At 44.0% G+C, this 22046-nt stretch carries 20 protein-coding genes; 11 read left to right on the forward strand and 9 right to left on the reverse strand.

Translation table 11 applies throughout. The features are described 5' to 3' along the window. Positions 1 to 110 precede the first annotated feature (110 nt). Positions 111 to 1079, reverse strand: coding sequence for a transposase (locus F6K51_RS28160; RefSeq protein ID WP_293026345.1), 969 nt, complete (start codon positions 1077 to 1079; stop codon positions 111 to 113). 62 nt (positions 1080 to 1141) lie between these two features. Here F6K51_RS28160 and F6K51_RS28165 point away from each other — a divergent pair, with 62 nt between their 5' ends. The 3 genes from F6K51_RS28165 (at position 1142) to F6K51_RS28175 (ending at position 3115) form a co-directional block, all read left to right on the forward strand. Further along, entirely contained in the window at positions 1142 to 1324 is a 183-nt protein-coding gene (locus tag F6K51_RS28165) for a hypothetical protein (RefSeq protein WP_293026347.1), read from the forward strand. Positions 1325 to 1685: 361 nt separating this feature from the next. Next, a complete protein-coding gene (locus F6K51_RS28170; protein ID WP_293026349.1) occupies positions 1686 to 1955 on the forward strand; it encodes a UPF0175 family protein in 270 nt (89 codons plus the stop codon). A 5-nt stretch (positions 1956 to 1960) separates the two neighbouring features. Beyond that, positions 1961 to 3115, forward strand: a complete 1155-nt coding sequence (locus F6K51_RS28175; protein ID WP_293026351.1) for a DUF819 family protein — start codon at positions 1961 to 1963, stop codon at positions 3113 to 3115. A 227-nt stretch (positions 3116 to 3342) separates the two neighbouring features. Here F6K51_RS28175 and F6K51_RS28180 read toward each other — a convergent pair whose 3' ends face one another. Further along, the gene (locus tag F6K51_RS28180) at positions 3343 to 3477 is read right to left on the reverse strand and encodes a hypothetical protein (RefSeq protein WP_293026353.1); all 135 of its coding nucleotides are present in this window, start codon (positions 3475 to 3477) and stop codon (positions 3343 to 3345) included. Between the two features lie 549 nt (positions 3478 to 4026). Here F6K51_RS28180 and F6K51_RS28185 point away from each other — a divergent pair. Then, positions 4027 to 4368, forward strand: coding sequence for a hypothetical protein (locus F6K51_RS28185; RefSeq protein WP_293026355.1), 342 nt, complete (start codon positions 4027 to 4029; stop codon positions 4366 to 4368). 125 nt (positions 4369 to 4493) lie between these two features. Here the strand turns inward: F6K51_RS28185 and F6K51_RS28190 are convergent, their stop codons facing one another. Beyond that, positions 4494 to 5591 carry a tocopherol cyclase family protein gene (locus F6K51_RS28190; protein ID WP_293026357.1) on the reverse strand — a complete coding sequence of 366 codons (1098 nt, stop codon included), beginning with the start codon at positions 5589 to 5591 and terminating at the stop codon, positions 4494 to 4496. A gap of 72 nt (positions 5592 to 5663) precedes the next feature. Between F6K51_RS28190 and F6K51_RS28195 the strand changes: the two genes are divergently transcribed. From F6K51_RS28195 to F6K51_RS28210, 4 genes are all read left to right on the forward strand, one after another. Continuing rightward, a complete protein-coding gene (locus tag F6K51_RS28195; protein WP_293026359.1) occupies positions 5664 to 6701 on the forward strand; it encodes an MnmC family methyltransferase in 1038 nt (345 codons plus the stop codon). Positions 6702 to 7001: 300 nt separating this feature from the next. After that, complete coding sequence (locus F6K51_RS28200; RefSeq protein WP_293026361.1) at positions 7002 to 7205, forward strand: hypothetical protein; 204 nt, start codon at positions 7002 to 7004, stop codon at positions 7203 to 7205. 295 nt (positions 7206 to 7500) lie between these two features. Beyond that, entirely contained in the window at positions 7501 to 8871 is a 1371-nt protein-coding gene (gene glmU / locus F6K51_RS28205; RefSeq protein WP_293026363.1) for a bifunctional UDP-N-acetylglucosamine diphosphorylase/glucosamine-1-phosphate N-acetyltransferase GlmU, read from the forward strand. Positions 8872 to 9027: 156 nt separating this feature from the next. Continuing rightward, complete coding sequence (locus tag F6K51_RS28210) at positions 9028 to 12303, forward strand: HEAT repeat domain-containing protein (RefSeq protein ID WP_293026365.1); 3276 nt, start codon at positions 9028 to 9030, stop codon at positions 12301 to 12303. 287 nt (positions 12304 to 12590) lie between these two features. Here the strand turns inward: F6K51_RS28210 and F6K51_RS28215 are convergent, their stop codons facing one another. From F6K51_RS28215 to F6K51_RS28225, 3 genes are all read right to left on the reverse strand, one after another. Beyond that, on the reverse strand, positions 12591 to 13547 hold the full coding sequence (locus F6K51_RS28215) for an isoaspartyl peptidase/L-asparaginase (protein ID WP_293026367.1): 957 nt from the start codon (positions 13545 to 13547) through the stop codon (positions 12591 to 12593). Positions 13548 to 13688: 141 nt separating this feature from the next. Then, entirely contained in the window at positions 13689 to 13847 is a 159-nt protein-coding gene (locus F6K51_RS28220) for a DUF2256 domain-containing protein (RefSeq protein WP_075904077.1), read from the reverse strand. Between the two features lie 226 nt (positions 13848 to 14073). After that, positions 14074 to 14241, reverse strand: a complete 168-nt coding sequence (locus tag F6K51_RS28225) for a hypothetical protein (RefSeq protein WP_293026369.1) — start codon at positions 14239 to 14241, stop codon at positions 14074 to 14076. 263 nt (positions 14242 to 14504) lie between these two features. Here F6K51_RS28225 and F6K51_RS28230 point away from each other — a divergent pair, with 263 nt between their 5' ends. Further along, positions 14505 to 14798: a hypothetical protein gene (locus F6K51_RS28230; protein WP_293026371.1), complete on the forward strand. Its 294-nt coding sequence runs from the start codon at positions 14505 to 14507 to the stop codon at positions 14796 to 14798. A 16-nt stretch (positions 14799 to 14814) separates the two neighbouring features. Here the strand turns inward: F6K51_RS28230 and F6K51_RS28235 are convergent, their stop codons facing one another. Continuing rightward, positions 14815 to 14964, reverse strand: a complete 150-nt coding sequence (locus F6K51_RS28235) for a hypothetical protein (RefSeq protein ID WP_293026373.1) — start codon at positions 14962 to 14964, stop codon at positions 14815 to 14817. 189 nt (positions 14965 to 15153) lie between these two features. Continuing rightward, complete coding sequence (locus F6K51_RS28240; protein WP_293026375.1) at positions 15154 to 17400, reverse strand: FdhF/YdeP family oxidoreductase; 2247 nt, start codon at positions 17398 to 17400, stop codon at positions 15154 to 15156. A 430-nt stretch (positions 17401 to 17830) separates the two neighbouring features. Here F6K51_RS28240 and F6K51_RS28245 point away from each other — a divergent pair, with 430 nt between their 5' ends. Continuing rightward, on the forward strand, positions 17831 to 17953 hold the full coding sequence (locus F6K51_RS28245) for a hypothetical protein (RefSeq protein ID WP_293026377.1): 123 nt from the start codon (positions 17831 to 17833) through the stop codon (positions 17951 to 17953). Continuing rightward, entirely contained in the window at positions 17937 to 18785 is an 849-nt protein-coding gene (fdhD, locus tag F6K51_RS28250; RefSeq protein ID WP_293026379.1) for a formate dehydrogenase accessory sulfurtransferase FdhD, read from the forward strand. Before F6K51_RS28245 ends, fdhD begins: the two co-directional genes overlap by 17 nt. A 105-nt stretch (positions 18786 to 18890) precedes the next feature. On the opposite strand, the gene F6K51_RS28255 is transcribed toward fdhD, so the two are convergent. Next, a complete protein-coding gene (locus tag F6K51_RS28255; RefSeq protein WP_293026380.1) occupies positions 18891 to 21836 on the reverse strand; it encodes a S8 family serine peptidase in 2946 nt (981 codons plus the stop codon). Positions 21837 to 22046: the final 210 nt, after the last annotated feature.

Here is a 22046-nt window from a genome sequence, read left to right on the forward strand (position 1 = left end):
TATCTTCTCATGGGGTTGGGTTTGCACCACCATCCAATCAGACAGTTAGGTTTGAGGTTTATTCCTCGCGCCCCTAGCTTATACCCCTCCCTACTACGGGAGGCTCCTAGCTAGAACGAGCCGCACATATTCAAGTCCTCAAATATCAGGGCATCGGCTTCATTTGTTAGGGTTTTAGCAGTTTCCCAGTGATATGCACGACGTTTATCAGTGATTCGATCATGCAATGAAGCCACTCTAGAGAAGGATTTTTTGCGGTTTTTTGAGCCTTTCTTTTTCCTACTCGCAGATCTTTGCCTTAATCTCAGACGTCTCGCTTGACGTTTTGATTTTTTGTCGTTAGCTGGATTGCTGATTATCTCTCCATTAGAAATACTAACGAGCTTTTTAATACCCAGGTCGCAACCTTTGACACGAGATGCATCAATTTCGCCTTTAGTTTTTACAGATGGATCTGGTACCGATTTGTCCTCAATCTGGAGACTTACAAACCATCCCCGTGCTTTTCGACGAACGGTTACGGACTTCACTGTAAATCCATCAGGGATAGGGCGAGACTTGTGGAAACGCATCCATCCTATCCCTGGTAGATAGATTTGATTGCCATCCAGCTTTACCTGTCCTGGAGCATATTTGAAGCTTCTAAATCGCGAACGTCTCTTAGGTTTAGGGTGTTCTGTCTCTCCTTTGAAAAACTTTGAAAAAGCCACATCTAACTGCCTTAACGTCTGTTGCAAGACAGTTGAATTGATAGTTTTGTACCAAGGTCGCTCTTTTTTGAGAGTTGGGAGACTTGAGCTCTGAGCTTCGTAAGCATTCCTACGAGGGTTCTTTTGACTTTTTTTCCAAGGATATCCGATAGAATGTGACTTGTTCACGGAACAGGTCAATGGACACGCTTCTCCCTTACTTTTAAAATCACAGTAATTACCTAGTCTTGGAGATCTAACTTGATCATAAGACTCATTTCTGTCTCTCAATAAGTAATTGTACTGAGCTAACAGCATATCTAGCCATCGGTTCATTGTGGCTTGTTGCTGATGATTGGGTCTTAGTTTATAGACGTATCCAAGCTGCATGGCTCGACCTCTCCATCCGTGCTATCTTAATTATATATTTCCGAAATTATATTGACAAGAGGATGCCTAAACAAAAATCAAAAAAAGTAGGAAGACCCCGACTTTATGACGAACCTAAAACAACCCATAGCATCAAGGCCACACAAACGGCTTGGAATGGATTGAAATACCTAGCAGCTTCTTCGGAGTTAAGTCTATCGGAGTATCTGGAATTTTTGGGAAAGACTGGTGTGCTACCTGAGTGATCGGTATTTGAAGGGAAAATTCATCCCTGGAGACGAAACCTTAGGAGAGTGGAGCCTTTATGGTTGGCAGGCTATGCATAAAAAGGTTAAAACTTATTGATTAAGGCTCCACTCTCCTTACGGTAACTTTAAGACCTAAGAGGACGGGGTATTCTTTTCCCCTGGCCTTTGGCCACGCTACGCGAACAAACTCCCCTATTCGATAACCTATTTATATAGCGGTTCTCATAGCTATAAGGTACACAGGATTTTTTTCCTGATCTGAAGTTCCCTATTCTCTCTTCCCTACTCCCTACTCCCTGCTCCCTGCTCCCTAACTTTGGAGTTACACTGCATCTATGGACAGACTCGGATCACCCCTATGGAAATTACCATCCAACTCCCCGATGAAATCGCTAGTCAACTCCAAGTAGGTGACCTCTCCCGCAGAATCCTTGAATTGATCGTGGCTGATCACTATCGTCAAGGTCAGCTTGGCGCTGCCCAAGTCCGCAGAATCCTTAACTTCTCTTCTCGCTGGGAAACCTACCAATTCCTCAAGGAGGAAAAAGCTTACCTTCCCTACACCGAAGCTGACCTAGACGAAGATCGCAAAATCCTTGACAATCTATTTTCAAAAGCTTTTAGATAAGCAAAATGGCAACCTCTCTAATAAATCCTGATCAAGATTTCGCTTTATGGGCTGTGCTGCTGTCAGCAGCAACAATTGGATTGTGGGCAGAACGTACTCCTTGGGGAGCTAAACTATCTGGGGCTGTTGTCACCATTTTAGTAACCTTCATCCTATCTAATCTTAGGATTATCCCACCGGATGCTCCCACCTATGGGGTGGTCTGGTCTTACTTAGTTCCTTTAGCGATTCCTTTGCTACTATTCCAAGCTGACTTGTTTCGGATTGTGTGGGAGGCTGGGTCTACCTTAATTGCCTATGTCATTGGTGCAGTGGGAACAATCCTAGGAACAGTAGTGGCTTACTATCTCATTCCTTTAGGAGAAGAAGGTTGGAAGTTGGCAGCAATTTTTTGTGCTACTTATATTGGTGGTTCTGTTAATTTTGCGGCAACCGCTGAAAGCACTGGGTTACGAGCAGGAGATTTACTCAGTGCCGGGGTAGCAGCAGATAATTTAGTTATGACCTTGTACTTTTTACTGTTGTTTGCTTTACCTTCAATGAAGTGGCTACGGGGAATTTTCCCTAACCAACGTTCCCATGAGAATACTAATTCTAGCCAGTTTAGTGTCTTTGATTCCCAGTCTCGACAAGGACTCTCTGTTATCGATATCACTTTGGCATTAGCCATTAGTATGACCACTTGTGCTGTAGGTTATGGTCTCGCTAGCTGGTTGGGCTTCAACAAAGGGGGAATTCTGGTGGTAACGGTTTTAATTGTGATGCTAGCGACAGTATTCCCAAGTTATTTAGGTAGGATAACCGCAGCAGAAAAAATTGGCTATCTGCTGATGCAGGTATTTTTTGCTGTAATTGGAGCCAGCGCTAATGTGGAAATAGTGCTACGAGTCGGATCAGTTCTGTTTATCTTTGCTGGATTAATTCTCGCTATCCATTTGCTAGTGCTACTGGGAGTTGGGCGATTGCTAGGTTTGGATTTAGCTGAATTAGTAATTGCATCGAATGCTAATATGGGTGGGCCAACTACAGCAGCGGCTATGGCGACAGCACGGCAGTGGGATAAACTTGTTACTCCTGCTATTCTTTGCGGTACTCTCGGTTATGCTGTTGCTACGTTTATTGGTGTAGGATTAGGTAATTTTCTGCGCTCTTTGGGTTGATATAGTATTTTGAAATTGGGTGAGGTACTTACGCCGGTGGATTTTAGGGAGCAGGGAGCTTCGGAGCAGGGAGCAGGGAGCAGGGAAGTCGGAAGTGGGAAAAAATACTGTTTACCTCATAGCTATGAAAAACGCTATATCGCATTTTCCTAGGTTTTGGAAATATTTCCGGATATAGGTAGACCGATGAAGGATTCAGAAATAGTAGATGCACCCTGACTAATCCCTCAGCTACCCGCTGGGGTTTTTTTTTTGATCTTGAACAATGGTATCTGGGGTGACGTTTCTGGGGATTTTGGTTTTTGCGATCGCGTAGCGGCTCCATTCGCGTAGCGTGGCCCAAAGGCCAAGGAGCATCGCATTTCCCTATGTTTTGCCAATGTTTCCGCCCACCTTCTGCACTTCAAACTGTAGTATTTTGAAACTCCCCCGGCTTATAGCCTTGAGGAGTTTCAATCGGGAGCAGGTCAAAGTTGATGAACTATCTAGTATTAGAGCAAGCTAAAACCCATGAGGGGGCTATAGCTTTAGTACAAATGCTCTGCATAAGTGACATGCTCCCTGTCAATCTCTTATATAGCGTTTTCCATACTTATGATTTAGACAGGATTTTTTACCAATTCCGAAGTTCCCAATTGCGAAGTTCCCTGTTCCCTAAAATCCCAAAATTGTCTACCTCACCGAATTGAAAACCGCTATATTATTACTAAGGCTGATAAGCATTAAGTAATTTACTGTGAGGCTGTACAAATGGTTAAGATTGATACTCAATCGGTGTAAATCGCTCAAAAATGGGCTTTTGAGATACTGTATTAGGGGTAATACCAAGTATCCTACCAAAGCCCTGTTGACTAATTGCAATTTTTCATATCCTAGATTGGCGAAGGTATTGTTAAAAACTAAATGATGCTATGACACTAGTTTATAACGATAAAACAAAGAAGCTTGAATTTAAATTTACATGGGAAACCTTTATCGATATATTTTTCACTTATAAAATTGAATGGGCACTTATTAGATATGTAGTAGATCTAGTGAAATCACCAGGTAATCTTTCTCAAGATGATAGTGCAATCATAAGGTCAGTCATTGAGGAGGGGCGCAAGCAAAACGTTGATGAAATGGAGATTCAGATGAGCCGTGATGTTGCTTTGGGAATTAATGTAGATGGTATAAAAGGTGTCGATGTGACATTCGGAAGCAAAGGTAAAACAAATTATGTTATGAAGATAAAATATAAGTCTGATGACTAATCAAGCTGTCTAGTTCTTCTCAAGAATTCCTGTTTAATAACATAAAAGCCAATGAAGATAAAATCTGAAAAGCTGTGGTAGTAAACTTTAGCATGCATGCCTCTTGCCTTGCCCGCAGCGGTATATCACAAAACCCAAGGAAATTTAGCAGAAGAATTCCAGGGTTTCTCCCAAGGAATACCACCAACTTCTAATCCACATAACTTACTTTCAGCTATCAAAATCGGTTCAACGTTATCCCCACGTCGTTGTTTAAGTTCCAACCTCAGGTGACCTTGCATAGTATCCCGGCAAATGAAATCTAACCCCTGTTCCGTCGGAGCTCGTAGAGGTGTACCAGGATAGTCCGTTGTACCAGTTAACTCTACTTCATACTCACCATTGCGTCCTTGCATCTGCCAATTTCCCCAAGGCTGGATCTGCCAGCTTACTTCTGAATTCCACGGCACGAATTCATAAAATTTACCTTCGTAGTGAATGCCAATCAAAGCAGCTGCTTCTGCCAACCCCATTACTTCCCGTCTACCACCACCAGCAGTCAGAGCCAGGTCTGGTTGATCGCTAAAACTGTTGCAATTGAGCCAAAACCACTTCTTAGGAAAAGCACGACCCCAATTTTTTTCCCCATAGGCCGGGACATTGGTAAAATCATAGAGCTTACCATTCCAATCAATCCAGCCAGTGGCTAAACCGTGGGCCATCAAGATTTGCCATCCTGGTTCAAATATCTGTAAAAACGAAAGCCAGCCAGCGGTTGATTGCTGGGGTTTTCCCTGATCTCCCCAGCCATAAATCGGTTTAATTTCATAGCGCCAATCACAATAGCGTCCGCTGGCTGGGTCCCGAATAAACCCTTGATTCAAGGTAGCTGTAGCCTGATATCCTTCTTTGATTTGATACTCAAATTTATCCGGGTCAAGGTATTGAGGAGTTATTTGTAATTTCGTTTTACCCCAATGTCCTAGACCTAAGGATTCCGATGACCCCCAAAACTGTTCCAGATGGGGGAAGGTACGACACAGATACTGATCATCAGGGCCTAGAATTTGGGCTGAACCACCACTAGAGGGTTGACCACCGATGGGGTCTTCAATGGAATACATAAACGCAAAGGTCTGACCACAACTGGGTAACGTCACCCGATAGTACCAACCTTCAAAAAAGCGATCGCTCTTACCGTCCCAGTGATATCCGCTGTGGGGTGTTTGTATTTGATCTGCCATAGACTAGGGTTTTGGTTGGGGGATTTTGCCATTAAATATTATAAATTCAAGGATCAACTTCGATGGTGGGCAGTGCCTACTAACCCTATAGCAAACTTGGTGAATCGGTCTAATGCACTGCCCACCCTACATGAACTGTTCCCTGTTCCCTGTTCCCTGTTCCCTCTTACCCCTACTCCCTACTCCCTACTCCCTACTCCCTACTCCCTACTCCCTACTCCCTACTCCCTAATGCCCGATAAAAAGGTATTCACACCGGAAATCACTGCTGATGGCTCATTCACCTTCTTTTGTTCAGAAATTGGTGAATCCTATCACAGCCGACAAGGTGCCATAGAAGAAGCCCAGCTGAAGTTTGTCAAACCCTGCCAACTAGCGGAAAAAGCCCAACAGCCAGTGCTACGGTTATTAGATATCTGTTATGGTCTAGGTTACAACAGCGCTGCTGCCCTAGCGGAAATTTGGACACACAATCCCCACTGCCATGTCCAACTAGTTGCCCTAGAATTAGACTCTACCGTACCACAAGCTGCGATCGCTCAGGGTTGGCTGAATCACTTTGCCAATCCTATCCCCCAACTATTAGAGGCTCTGGCAACTACTGGACTAGTTGAAACCCAGCAATTGCAAGCTCAACTCTATCTCGGTGATGCCAGAAAGACTATCCAACAGGTGCAACAAGCATACTTCCAAGCCGATGCTATCTTTCTTGACCCCTTTTCCCCACCCAACTGTCCCCAATTATGGACTCTCGAATTTATTCAACACTTAGCCCAATGTTGCTCAGACACCGGTAGACTAGCAACCTACTCTTGTGCCGCAGCAGTTAGAATTGCCCTGATCACAGCTGGGTTTACTATTGGCTCTACCATTGAAGTGGGAAATCGGCAACCCGGTACTGTCGCTAGCTTTACTGAAGCTGATTTACCTAGCTTATCAATCCGAGAGCAAGAACATTTGCAAACTCGTGCCGCTGTACCTTACCGAGACCCGAATTTATCAGACTCAGCCTCAGACATTCTACACCGACGCCGCCTAGAGCAGCAAAACTCTTTACTTGAAGCAACTTCCCATTGGAAAAAGCGTTGGTTGAGAGAGCAAAGGGAATAGGGAACAGGGAATAGGGAATAGGGAACAGGGAGTAGGGAGTAGGGAGTAGGGAGTAGGGAGTAGGGAGTAGGGAGTAGGGAGTAGGGAGTAGGGAGTAGCAAAAGGCCAAACGTGTTGCTTAATAATTGAATGATTTTAAGAGTGAGGTGGAATGGGCATCTTGTGTGGAACTGGCATCTTGTGTAGAACTGGCATCTTGCCAGTTTCCTGGAATGGGCATCTTGTGTGGAACTGGCATCTTGTGTAGAACTGGCATCTTGCCAGTTTCCTGGAATGGGCATCTTGTGTGGAACTGGCATCTTGCCAGTTTCTTGGAATGGGCATCTTGTGTGGAACTGGCATCTTGCCAGTTTCCTGGAATGGGCATCTTGTGTGGAACTGGCATCTTGTGTAGAACTGGCATCTTGCCAGTTTCATGCTTATTTTCGCGCGGGCAGGATGCCCACTCTACGAATATTCATTCAAAGACTGACGCAACGCCAGGCAATAGGCAATAGGCAATAGTCAAGACGGTTTTAACGGATGGAGTCCCGATTCCCGATTCCCGATTCCCGATTCCCGATTCCCGATTCCCGATTCCCATTTTATAGTCATAATACGGTAATTATTGACTTAATTAGCAATTAATCAAATTAAATAGGGAATAACACTATTTATTCTCCCAATATAGTAATCATGCTTCTCCTGAATTCTTAATTCTCTCTCGTGCATCTTTAACAAAACTGCAAATTTATGACATTGAACTGAGGTCAAGTCTTAGTATGATAGGGATGCAAAGATGGAAGCAAAAAGCTAATCTATGGTTGCAGTAGCAATTCTAGCGGCAGGACGCGGAACTCGCATGAAATCTGACCTGCCCAAAGTCTGTCACCGTTTGGGTTCACAAACTCTAGTGGAGCGAGTGCTCAACAGTTGTGTTTCTATTAACCCCTCCAGAGTGATAGTGATTTGTGGCTATCAGAGTGAACGGGTAAAAGAAAGTCTGAGCGCCTACACGAATGTAGAATTCGTTGAACAGAAAGAGCAATTGGGTACTGGTCATGCCGTCCAGCAACTGTTGCCCCACTTGGCAGACGATACCGGAGACTTACTGGTCTTAAATGGTGATGTTCCATTGTTGCGTCCCGACACCATTAAACAACTATTAGAAAGCCATCAAGCCCATAACAATGGCGCTACGATCCTAACTGCCCATGTGCCCAATCCCACCGGTTATGGACGGGTTTTCTGTGATAGTAACAATCAGCTGCAACAGATTGTGGAACACCGGGATTGCACTGATGCTCAAAAGCAAAATAACCGCATCAATGCTGGTGTCTATTGCTTCAACTGGTCTCAATTGGCTTTGGTCTTACCAAAACTCTCTGCGGATAATGACCAAAATGAGTATTACCTAACGGATACGGTTACCATGGTTAATCCAGTCATGGCAGTGGATGTGGAAGATTACCACGAAATTCTCGGGATTAATGACCGTAAACAGCTGGCCATGGCTGAGCAGATTTTGCAAGAGCGGGTTAAGGATGGCTGGATGAAGGCAGGGGTGACATTAATTAACCCAAACAGTATCACGATTGATGACACTGTCCAATTGCAACCTGATGTCATCATTGAGCCTCAAACTCATTTGCGGGGTAAGACTGTGATTGGTGCTGGTAGCAGGATTGGTCCAGGGAGTCTGATTGAAAATAGCCAGGTGGGTGAGAAGGTGACCGTGCTATATTCAGTGGTAAGTGATTCTGTGGTTCAAGATGGCACCCGTATTGGTCCGTATTCCCATCTTCGGGGTCATGCCCAAGTAGGAGAATCCTGCCGTATTGGGAATTTTGTGGAACTGAAAAATACTCAGATAGGCGATCGCACTAATGCCTCTCATCTATCTTATTTAGGAGATGCTACCCTAGGGTCCCGAGTGAATATTGGCGCAGGTACGATTACTGCCAATTACGATGGTGTTAAAAAGCATAAAACCCAGATAGGCGATCGCACTAAGACTGGCTCGAATAGTGTTCTGGTGGCACCACTCACCTTAGGAGAAGATGTCACTGTGGCCGCTGGTTCTGTGCTTACCAAGGATGTGCCAAACGATAGCTTGGTGATTGCTCGTAGTAGAAATCAGGTCGTTAAACCCGGTTGGCGATTAAAGACCACAGAAGATTCCAACAGCTGAGCCAGGATAAAGGATGGCTGTGATTTGATCAGGTTGTTAGGTGAATTACCAAATTGGGTGTTTCAAGAGGGGCAATAGGGGGAACAGAAGTCAGACCCAGGAAGCTTATGACTAATCACTGCGATAATATTTATTGATAGAAATTAATCTAGCCCTATGACCTGGGAAATTGCTTCTGTTGTTGCTAACTCTGTTGCCCCTATTTTAGGGGGGAAAATTCAAACTAGGCTAACCCCTGCCGATATCCAAAAAGCACTAGAGGAAGCACTAAAAGCTGCCCTAGTGCGAGAAGAACCATTGGCACCAGAGCAGCGCCTTTTCTATTACTCCGCTCCTGATGCGATCGCGTTTTTTCTGGAAGACTTTTTCCAACATAAAGAAGTACATGAGGAATTACACAAACCCCTCCAACAGGAGAACAAAGCACCATTAACCTCTTTACTTGTGGAAAAATTTAAGCAGGTAGCCTTAAACCATGCCCCCACTCAACCACAAGATAGTTTTATCCTTCCCTGGATGGAAACCTTTGTCAAGACTTATAGTGATAAAACCCGCAGTTATTTACAATTTCAACTAACTAAGGAAAACTATTTCCGGCAAATTTCCCACAGGATTGATAATGTTAAGTTTGCTGGGATGTTGGTAGCGACCCACCATGGAAACCATGCCCTTAAGCTTGACCAAATTTTTGTCATGCCTGAGGTAGAAGTGTTACATCCTCCCAGTAGTCAGCGACCGGTAGAGTCGCGGGTTTTTCACCCTCAGGTAGCATTACCCGGTAAGCAATGGCAACCATTGCCCATGCAAACGGTTAAAAAAACTCTTGCCCAATATTTATCAGCCGTAAAAACCTGGCAGGTTACCTCTGCTAAATCCCGAAACGTCATGTTACTGGGTGCGCCTGGTTCAGGTAAAACCACCTTAATGAATTATGTTGCTGTCATGTTAGCCCAGAAGCAACCAGAAGCAATTGGGTTAGCGGCAGATCTTGACTGGCTGCCGATTTTAATTGATATCCGGGATTGGGCTGAGTATTCAGATATCAGTATTCTAGAGTATGCACGGCAGTTTGCTGAAAAAAACCTATTGCTGAAATCCCTGCCTAAAGGTTTCTTTGAACATTGGCTGGAAGATGGACGAACATTGATTTTGCTCGATGGGCTTGATCAAGTTACAGAACCAGCCAAAGGTGAGGAAGTCGTAGGGCAAATTAAGGATTTTATCCAGCAATTTCCTAATAATTGGGTAATTATTACCTCCGATAACGACCGTTACCTTAACTCAAATATCCCCTGGGAGTTTTTCTGGAACCAAGATTTTTATCACTATCAACTTCAGTTATTTGATGACAGTAAAATAGAGGAATTTATTCAGCGCTGGTACTATAGTAAAATTCAAGACAACGCAGAATCACAACGACTTAAAGAAAGCCTGAGCAACTTACTATCTGAGCATCAGCAGATTAGAAACCTGGCACGAAACCCCCTATTGTTGACGATTATTACTTTAATTCACCGCTATCATTTCCGATTGCCTTTGGAGCGCTATCAGCTTTATGACCAGGCAGTAGACCTGTTATTAACCTCCTGGGATAATAAACCAGACGTTACTAAACCAGACATTAGTAATAATCAGAAGCTGAAATATCTGGGATTGAATGATTGCAGACGATTGATGGAACGTTTAGGCTATTGGATGCATACCCAGAATAGTAAAAAAGATAAAGATAAAAAAGGTAAGATAGTAATTAACCGAGATGAACTGATGGCTTGGTTTGGTAGAGAAATTCAAAGCCTGAAACAGATTCAGTTATACGAGGCCAAGGCAGAGGCAAAACGGTTGGTTAATTTAATTAGCGTTCGCGTAGCGGCTCGTACCGAGCATCGCGTAGCGGCTCCAAAGGAGCATCGCACTGGAATTTTAACACAACAAGGGCTGGATGGTTACGCCTTTATCCATAAAATATTTCAAGACTATCTGTGTGCTCAAGAAATTAACTATCAAGCCGATAATGAAGGTAATTTTGAGATTATCCTGAATCATATCCAAGACTATCTCCATGACTCCCACTGGCAAGACGTGTTGCTCCTACTAATTGCTCAGCTTAAGCCCAAAAAAGCCGCTAAAGCAATTCAGGAAATTTTGAATCACGACAGTCAGTATGAGTCTTGGTTACATCGGGATTTATTATTTGCTGCCACTTGCATTAGCGAAAATCCTCAACCCTTGAAGATAGCAGATAATTCCCTACTGCAAGAAATTTTAGCAGCATTGGTTACCCTAGCAGCCAGTGATTCACGGCGCGTTGGTTACCAAATTCATCAGCAAGTCTTTCAAACCCTTTCCGACTTGAATCAGACTGAGATTAAACTTGACCTTTTACAACTATTGAAAGATAGAGCAAACTCTCAGAAAGATACACAATCCCAGGAAAGCCAAGTGGAATTAGGGCAAAACCAATTAGGGCAAAACCAATTAGGGCAAAACCCGACATTCCTCAAAACCTTTTTGGCAGGGCTAGAAGATAATAATAATACCGTGCGTCACCAGGCCAGTGAGATATTAACTAGTGATAGATTAACTAGTGATAGTTTAAATAAATTAGACTCTCCTGACTATTATCTGACTACTCTCCATCACACTAGTCTTCCAAAAAATATTCAGAACTTATCACTAAGCGCTATTGTCAGATTAGACAATACTTCAGAAAGCTTAGTAAATACATTGCTGAGCTGGCTAAAAGATGACGATGCTACGGTTCGTTCTGAAGCAGCTTTAGCATTAGGTGAATTAGCTCAGGTTTCTGAGCCAGTCGTGAATAGCTTGTTGATGCGGTTAAACGATAAAAATTCTCGTGTTCGTTACTCCAGTATCTGGGCATTGGGCAAATTGAAGCAGCGTGGTAAAACCGTTGTGAGTGCGTTATTGACCAGGCTAAACGATCAAAATTCTCGTGTTCGTTGCTTGAGTGCTTCGGTCTTGGGTAAATTAGAGCAGCGTAGTGAAACCGTAGTCAGTGCTTTAATCACATCCCTCAAGGATAAAGATTCTGATCTCCGTTGTGCCGCTACTACTGCTTTAGGTCAGTTAGGTAATGGTCAGTTTGGGAACCTTTCTGAAACAGTCATCAGTGCCCTACTACCACAGCTAGAAGATGAAGATTCTGATGTACGTTGTGCCGCTATTAATGCCTTAAGCCAGTTGGGTAATTCTTCTCAAGTTGTGATCACTGCTTTGCTGGGGTGCCTCAAAGATGAAGAGTCTGGTGTACGGGCCTCAGCAGCTGAGACCTTAGCTGAGTTAGGTAAACCATCTAGTTATGTGTCTAGTGCTCTTGCACAATGGATTGAGCTGCACCAAGCCTCAGACTATGTGGGTAGTGGGATTGATGCTCTATGGAATTTGGAAATCCCACAAGGGAGTAGGGAGTAGGGAGTAGGGAGTAGGGAGTAGGGAGTAGGGAGTAGGAGCTGAGGGGTTGACCACAAGGCTAATTCTCATAAAAAATGGCTCAAAGTATTGCTAGGCAACGCTTTTAGCCATTGAGATACTATTTAGTATAAAAAATCAATTATCAAAATATCAAAGCTATACACAATAGCAGTTTGAGGCCACTAAAGTTAACAGCTTAGTCTAACAGGTACCGAAAAGCCATTACTAATGACTATCAAGATTTCAGCATCCTGTATGCGTAATTGTTCAGATACATTTAAATCGACTTAAATCGACAAAAATTCCACATCCTTAGTCATATTCAACGTATCCACAATCTTTTCGCCAGTATGATAAGCCGCTAGCAGAACTTCGCTAGTTTTGCCCCATGCGATCGCACCATTAGCATCTAGAGCGATAGCTGCAAAATCTCGCTGATTCTTCCGAGCTTCCTTAAATGAACGCTCCATGGCATTCACCAGGGATAAACCATCAGTGACTCGCACCACAATCCTTGTTGCTAGACACTCTTCCATAATGTCTTCCCCGATACCGGTACAGCTCACTGCTGCATCAGCAGTAGCGTAATTTCCTGCTGGCATCGCCGAGTCACTGACGCGACCAATCCGTTCAAAACCCTTACCACCAGTAGAGGTCCCTGCTGCCAGATGACCCAGGCTATCTAGTACAACCACACCAATGGTTCCCCTTCGAGCTTCAGAGCTGGTCACCAATTCGTCCTCAGCAATCACTCCCGCCATCTTATGGCTAAAATTGGCCTGCCTTTCTTGAAGCCACTCTTGTAACCGCAGCTTCGTCATAGGATTGTAAACCGGGAGTTGCAGGTCTCGTAACAATTCTGCAGCTCCATAGTCCGACAGCACGCGGTCATCGGAGCCTTGCAACGCTTCTGCCAGCTGAATCGGATGCTGCACTCGCGACACATTAATCACACCGCTGAAGCGCTGAGATTGACCTTCCATCAGGGACGCACTCATCCGGATTTGCCCATCTGATTGCAACACCGAACCGGTTCCAGCATTAAAGCGCGGGTCATCTTCTAAGAGTTGGCAGCCTCGGACCACAGCATCAGTCGCACTACTACCGTTCGCTAACAAGGCATAAATCTCCTCAATAATTGAGTGGAGGGACTTGCGAATCGCATCAGCCCCTCCTTTGCCTTTTATAGAACTACCAGCACCACCGTGGATAATGACTTTGGGACACACCGTCTTCATAAACATACACAATACTGAAGAAAATATTAAGGATTAGAACACATAGTGTGAATTATGAGAGTCTGGTGTGTCAAGTATGAAAATATACAAAACACAAAAAGTTCACTGACGAAACCTTTGGAACTAGCCCTGGTTATCCTTGATACCTCATCTCTGCTTCACGCCAGATTTCCGTCTGCGACAGCGCTCTGAGCAATATTTGACTTCCTCCCAACAATCTTGCCATTTTTTGCGCCATGTAAAGGAACGTTGACAAACAGGGCAAATTTTTGTTGGCAGGTTCGATTTCAATTGCTGGCGTGTCATATTAGTTCTAATATAGACTATAAATACCTAAAATTGTAACAAATTATTAATTTAGATCAAGTTTAATAAAAAAAAATCACAAAATTTAATAATTATATAGCGGTTAATTATATAGCGGTTAATTGTTTATTGTTAATCGTTAATTGTTAATCGTTAATTGTTTATTGTTAATTAACAACTTTTGAGTTTTGATTGTCTATAGCAATTCTAAATAGGTTGTGAAATTTCACGGGGGCAGGATACCCGTACTCACAAGGATTTTGGGTTTCGGAATTTTCACAACTCGTTTATAAAACCTATAATTTTTCATACTTATCAAGTACTTTGTCCTAGGTTTTAGGCAATAGGGAGTAGGCAATAGGGAGTAGGCATAAGCCAATTGACTGTACATCATTACTAGGATAAATGCTATAGTAAAGGGAAGAAGAACCCTTATTATCAAGTCAGGTTGAATACCCATCTTTCTAGAGAGCGAGGGGAGGGTGGGAAGTCTGGGGAGATAGGGAGATAGGGAGATGGGGGAGATTTTTATTAAGGGTAATTATCCCGATATGATATATGACCTTTCCCAACTAATCGATAACTAGATAACAATTAATCAAACTAACAATTAATCAAACTAACAACTCATCAAACTAACAACTAATCAAAGAACCTATGCAACCTATTCGACAAGGGGACGTTATTTTACTTCCTGTAGAGCAAATCAATGGACAACAGTTACCTCACTTAACCCTAGCAGAAGGAGAGGTAACTGGACATTCCCATCGCATCAGTGATGGTGTTGCTCAGTTATACGAAAAAAATGGCATTCTTTATCTACAAGTTCTGTCAGAAACAGCAACTTTAACTCACGAAGAGCATCAGCCAATTGAGCTTCCTAAAGGTAGCTGGATGGTGCGAATTCAACGGGAATATGAACCTCAAGGATGGCGATATGTTGCTGACTAATATCATTTCCGGTTGACTACTTATATAGCAAAGGTAACAGGGAGTAGGGATTAGGGAGTAGGGAGTAGGGAGTAGGGAGTAGGGAGTAGGGAGTAGGGAACAGGGAGTAGGGAGTAGGGAGTAGGGAACAACAATTATTACAATTCCTACACGGATCCCTATTCAAACTTGTAACGTGAAACTTGATCAAGTGAAACTTGATAACGTGAAACTTGTAACGTGAAACTTGTAACTTGATAACTTGTAACTTGATAACTTGCAACTTGGTAACTTGTAACTTACCAATTACTAATTACTAAGCATTCAGCTGACGGCTGACAGCTGACGGCTGTATGCTTACCTCGATACTATCTCCTTAAATCTTCTCCAGTCGAACCAAAGCATTGTAGTCTGGAATATCCACTTCAGGCGATCGCTTACCTTTATCCAATAGCACATTTCCCTCAGGCCAATGTACCTGTAAATTTCCTGGTGTAATCGGTGCGATATGGATGTTTCCTTGGAATTGACCCTGTTGATTCCTCAGGATTACGGCATCGCCATGGTTTAATCTCAGTTTTTTAGCATCCACCCGACTCATCAGCACCGCCTTTCGCCTTGCCCCAGTAATGGCATCTTTCTGTTCTTGCACCATGCTGTTAAATTGTTTACCTCGCCTGGTGGCTACCAAGAAATGACCTTCTGGCAGCTCTAACTTGGGTGGAGATAAGGGGGAAAAATGGGCTAACCCATCCGGTGTGGGGAAATTCCAGCCAAAGCAGAGATGGGAACCGCCATACTGGAACTGATCACCAGCTTCCTTCAGATGTTGGATACCAGCATACTGGGGGATAACCTGGGCAATTTCTGCCCGAATGGCGGCTGTGCTATCAAAGTATAATTTATCTGCCAAATCCGGACGCACTCGCCGTGCTAGTTCCATAAACACTTCCCACTCCGGACGGGCTTCCCCAATCCGAGGGCCAGGAATTTCTGGACTGAAAATCACCCGTCTCTCGGTACTGGTTTCAGTGACTCCCCCTGGGATTTCGTAACGAGTCGTGGCTGGTAACAAGACTACGGTTTCCCCAGGTTCTACTAACATTTGACTGGAGAGGACAATATCCATATGGACTCTCAGAGGGATTCGCTGTAGTGCCTCTTTGATATAATCTGGTTCTGGCAACACCTCCAGGAAATTGCCTCCGACGGAAAATACTATATCCAACTCCCCTGAATGGGCAGCATCAATCATTTCCGCTGCTGTTAATCCTTTGGTGGTGGGGACCTCAAACTGCCATTGTTGGTTGAGCTTGGCCGCATTTTCTGGAGTAATGGGCTTACCACCAGGAAAAACCGTGGCATAGCATCCCATTTCTGCTCCTCCTTGCACCCCAGAATGGCCCCGAATCGGCATTAACCCACAGCCTTCTCGACCAACAAACCCTTTGGCTAAGGCTAGGTTAATGATGGCTCGCACATTATCTTCGCCACACTGATGTTGGGTAATACCCATGCTCCAGACAAACACAGCTTTATCAGCTTCAGCTAGCATCTTGGCAAAGGCGTACATCTGTTCACGGGAAGTACCGGAAAGCTGTTCTAGTTCTTCCCAGGATTGGTTAGCTAGGGTTGCTTTTAATTGCTCAAAATTAGTCGTATGATTTTTGATGAAGGATAAGTCTACCCAATGGTTAGCAATCATTTCCTTGAGGGTGCCATTGAGGAATGCCATATCCCCACCCATGTTGATTAAAAAGAAGTCTTCGGCAAATTTAGTACCAAATAAAGCACTTTCGGGAATCGAAGGCACCCAATAGCGTTCCATACCTGGTTCTTGGTAAGTGTTAATTACCACGATTTTGGTACCAGCCTTCTTAGCCCAGTGGAGATACTTAACTGTAACTGGCTGATTGTTGGCAACGTTAGAGCCAATAAATACTAATAAATCTGTACCAATCCAATCTTTATAAGAACAAGTAGTAGCTGCTACCCCTAATCCCGCTTTAAGTCCAGCAGTACTGGGAGAATGGCAGATGCGAGCAGCATTATCTATATTATTAGTCCCGATCGCCCGCACTGCTTTTTGGGCAGCGTAGTAGGTTTCATTTACTGTACCTCTACTGGTTAGATAAACGCTGAATCGGTTAGTGCTGCTATCAATGGGTGAAGGGAAACTATTCCGTAGGGAATCACTGATTAATTCCAGTGCTTTATCCCAGCTAATTCGACGGAATCCTTTCTGCCCTCGTTGCCGCATCATGGGGTAAGGAAGCCGTCCCAAATCCCGCAGTTGGATACTTTTTTTCCTCTGAAGCTGGGAGACATCTGCTAAAATTTCGGGGTCAAATGCTGCCATGGTATTCATCCGCAACATCCGCAGCCTGACATTACAGACATGGACACCATCAAGAGTCCAGTCTTTCATACCAGTAGTGCCAAGGGCGCAACCGTCGCACACTCCGTGATTTAAGATATCCCAAGCATAGGATAACTGGTCTCGGTTTTCCCAAGCTGCTCTAAAGACTTCCCAATAATTGTTCGGGTATTGTTCACCAATACCGAATGGTTTCCAGTTTGCCCAGTGGGAAGGAGTCCAGCCTTTTTTGGGTTGACGCAGCATGAGTTTGGAGTAACGTTAAAATCTGGGTACTTGATTACGTTACCATAAACTTATAGCAATTATCATAGCTATGAGGTAAACAATTTCTGGATTTTAGGGAGCTGGTAGCAGGGAGCAGGGAATAGGGAATAGGGAATAGGGAATAGAGAACAGGGAACAGGGAACAAAAATTATCACAATTACTCTACGGATTACTATCTAATAAATTACTTAATTTCAGTTAATGCTGATGATGAAATGTTGGAGGTAATATAACGGTTTATTGGTGTCAATAAAACTGAGGTTTAAAGGGTTGGTTGCTAGGAATTTTTGTGTTTGTTGATAGCAGAGCGATCGCTTAGTTTAGGAATACCATAAAAAGTTATATAAATCTATAGTTTTTATAAAATAGGTGAGCTAAATTTTTAATGTTAAAGAATAGGGCATAACGATGCAGTTCTACTCCCTACTCCCTACTCCCTACTCCCTACTCCCTACTCCCTACTCCCTAAAACCCAAGACTAAAGTACCTCAACCAATTGAAAACTACATCAAGTATGAATCAGCACCGTAGCAAAACTAAATCCCAAGTCTGGGTAGTGGAAAACAGCCAAGTGCGATCGCGTTTAGATCAACTGGCAACAGAGGAACCCTTGGAAATTCGCCTGACCTCTCCCCAGAAAACCGTTGCGGTGACGATGCGCACCCCAGGGGCAGATTTTGAACTAGCAGCAGGGTTCCTCTACAGTGAAGGAATTGTCAAGCATCGGGATGATATTCAACGGATTAGCTACTGTGTGGATTCTAATCGAGATGGTGAGCAGCGCTATAATATTGTGAATGTGGCTCTGAGGGAGGAACTGACTCCAGATTTGCAGCCCCTGGAACGCCACTTTTTTACCACCAGCGCCTGTGGAATTTGTGGAAAAGCTAGTCTTGAGGCACTACGGTTGCGAGGGTGTCCAGTGATGTCTGATGCTATGGAAGTCAGCACTGAAGTGATTTACAGCCTCTCGGAACAGCTGCGTTCAGCTCAATCAGTGTTTTCCACAACTGGGGGAATCCATGCTGCTGGGTTGTTTAATTCCCAAGGAGAGTTACTCTGTTTACAAGAGGATGTAGGACGTCACAATGCTGTGGATAAATTGGTGGGTTCAGCGTTATTAACTAATCAACTGCCCTTAAGCGATCGCATTGTCATGGTAAGTGGGCGCTCTAGTTTTGAGATTCTACAGAAATGTCTCATGGCTAGGGTTCCAATTGTTTGCGCAGTATCTGCTCCCAGCAGTCTAGCGGTAACCCTAGCCAGAGAGTTTGGGATTACTCTAGTGGGATTTCTGCGGGGAAAACGGTTTAATGTTTACTCTGGGAAAGAGCGTATTTGCAGTTTTTTTGATCATGGTTGATATGTCAGCATTCAGCCCGAAAATTGTAACGGGCAAGATGCCCGTTCCACCCACCGGGTCAAACAGCTTTAATGAGATGCACCCTGATTGCTCCTCTAAGCTAGATTACACAACAACAAAATCCTCAGCCGTAATCAGATTGACGTCCACATCAGTCAAGAAAGCTAACGGTTGATTATTTTGAGTTGTGATCCAGGTGTCACCATTTTGTTCAAAGATAGAAAGTGACCCAAAGGTTAGATCTCCATCTAATTTCAACAAATCTACACCATCTTCAAAGTCAACAATAGTGTTCTTGCCTGCTGTGGACAAGACAAAGGTATCTTCTCCAGCGCCACCAGTCAGGATGTTATCTCCTTGACCACCCTTGAGGAGGTCGTCACCGCTACCGCCAAAGAGTTTATCTTGACCTTGACCGCCTAAGAGGGTGTCATTGCCAGCCTCTCCAAATAAGTTATCGTCACCATCACCGCCCTCAAGGCTGTCATCACCGCTACCACCGTACAGTTCATCCTGACCACTGCCGCCTAACAGGGTGTCATTACCCTCGTCTCCAAATAACTTATCGTCACCGCCGCCACCGTCAATAAAATCATCACCTGCTAGACCTTTGCCAATATCTTGACCGGTCAACAGATTGATGGTGTCGTTGTTTGGGGTGAGGGTTAGGTTATCGTCGTTGGGGGTTGCGACAATAGTCGAGCTTGATGCTAAACCACTAACAAATAGTGAATACTCTTGATTGAAGGAATTGCCTGTGTGACCGATATGAATTTTGTACCCTCCAGCAACAGGCGTATCAATAAGTACCTGTTCCACATTATCGAGATGATTAGCTACTGTGCGAACTGCTGAACTTCCTGGGTTAGCAGGATTTAGAGTCCAGGGCAGATGAGTTCCGTCGGGTCCTGTAATCCATATATCAAGGTCATTTACAAGCACAGGTGTGTTCACATCTAACCCAGCCCCCGGAACAGTATCAGGTGCTGGATCAGTCCACACAATGGTTGCTTTCAATGGTTCAGTTCCATCAGAGACAACATCGATTGTTTGCTCAGTGCCCACATAGTCAGTTTCCCTAAACTGAACTGTAGGATTATTTTCATCAATGTTGGTCAGGAAATTGGCAGCTTCCGCTGCATTCACTAGACCCCAACCAAATGTATAGTCGGGTCCAACATTACCAGCATCAGTTGCGGTATGAATTAATAACCCCTTGGTTGTAGCACTCCGAGGCATAGCGTTAAAAAGGTTGTTGTAATGCTCAATTAGGAGTACTGCTGTACCTGTCACATTAGGTGCTGCCATCGATGTACCGGAACTGTTATAGTAATGTGCATCCCCGGCGGCTCCTGAGGACCGGAGAGAATCACCATTAGCTACAACATCCGGTTTAATGCGCCCATCATCTGTTGGTCCCCACGAAGAGAAGCCTGTTATGGTCACATCGCTACTGTCAGTGGTAATGTCATTAACCGCGCCAACTACAAGGGTGTTCTTAGCAACAGCAGCAACAGGAAGGGAGTCATAGCCTGTGCCTCCATTGCCATCATTTCTAGGAGGCGGCACGATGTTTGTAGATACCAGATACCAACCTGGTAAAGTCCAGTTAAAGCTCATGATGTTGGGATTTGAGCCAAAGAATGTTACATAATTAGTCTGCGTATCAGGTAATGCATCATTGCGATCATTTCCAGCAGCCCAGACGCTCAAGAGATTGGGATTATTGAAAATAACTTGATCTAAAGCTTGAGCATCGGTGCCATATTTGCCAAAATTAATATCTTCAGTTGAGCTGACACTATAATCTTCAAGCCAAGTGTTTGTGTTATTGACAACACCAGCATTTACTGTTGTTCGAGTTGCTATCTCCCAACCAGCAATTCGATTATAGGAATGATTTGATGCGACAATTATAGAAGCATCCCTAGCCATTTCTGTGGTGTCGTTATTACTGCTATAGCTACGTAGGTCAATCTGATTTGCCATGCCACGAGCTTGATTGTTGATGCCAGTTGCTCCAATGGTTCCTGCAACATGGGTAGCATGGTTACTGAAACCTGTGCCCCTATCAACAATTGTCACGCGCCCATTCAGTTCCTGGTGGGTATTCCGGATTCTCCAACTATTACTGTTTTGTTCCGTTGCCTCCCAAATACCAACCGTCAAGCCAGAACCATCAAGATTCAGTCCCAGGCTACCACCATCCCAAAGTTGATCGGTATTTGTTGTATTAGCAGCATCGACGTTGTTTGGCTTGTCAATATCCAAATCATCCGGGTGGATGCCCTCTCCTAAGAAAAATATCCCATTGCCAACATCGATAGGATCATCCACTAAACCCAAATCTGTTGCTAAGTCTATTACAGGAGCGAGTCTAATTTTGATAGGCTCAAAAGCAGTGTTATTTCTCTCATTGGATTCGACAACTTTTTGCCCTGGATCAATTTGAGCAGCAATAAAGTAATCACCAACGGGGGTATCATTAGGGATCCCTCCACTAGTCGTAAAAACAAACTCTTCTCCAGGCTTTAGATCTGGAGTGTTACTGAGCCGTCCTCCTAGTAGCAGAACGTCTTCACTGAAGTTTGGGGAAAAAGTAGCAAAGCCTTTTGGCACTTCTGTATCGCTGGAGAGGATAAGGTCTACAAAGTAGCCATATGCCCCTCCACTTTCAGTACCTTGGGCAAGGCTATCACCAATGTTTTTGACCCTGACCTCAATCGGAGATAGTTCTTCTCCAGGGGTTGCTAATTCAGTAGTAGAAACACTAACAACAAGATCAGCGGCTTTATAAGTTTTGGAGTGACTTCCCAAAGCTTTGTGTACCTCAGTCTCCCCAAAGTGCAACGACTTATCGAGATCGTTAAAACTTGCATATTTGATATCAAACATGCTAAAATGCCCCTTTATGATGTGTTGGTTTGTAACAGTAGCCACTGGTGAAATGGCTACTAGTCTCAGCAGTCCTCTAAAATCCCGTTGATTACTGTTAGCATCCTGCACATTATTATTAGTAGGTGGCTGCCATCCACCTACTAATCGTGACAATTTGCCAACAGAACCAAGCATTCGATAATAATGGTTTGACTGATTACAATCTCAACCCAAATTACCAATCAGATATTTAGGATCTCAGTACAGGACAAAAGTTGCAAAAAGTGCCAGGGAGAGGGTTTGATGGAAATTACCACAAAGACCACAAACCCTCATGGAACAGATTAACCAACTTCGAGCCAAATTGCGACCCCACCTGGGCTG

The sequence above is a fragment of the Moorena sp. SIO3I8 genome (assembly GCF_010692325.1).
Taxonomy (GTDB): domain Bacteria; phylum Cyanobacteriota; class Cyanobacteriia; order Cyanobacteriales; family Coleofasciculaceae; genus Moorena.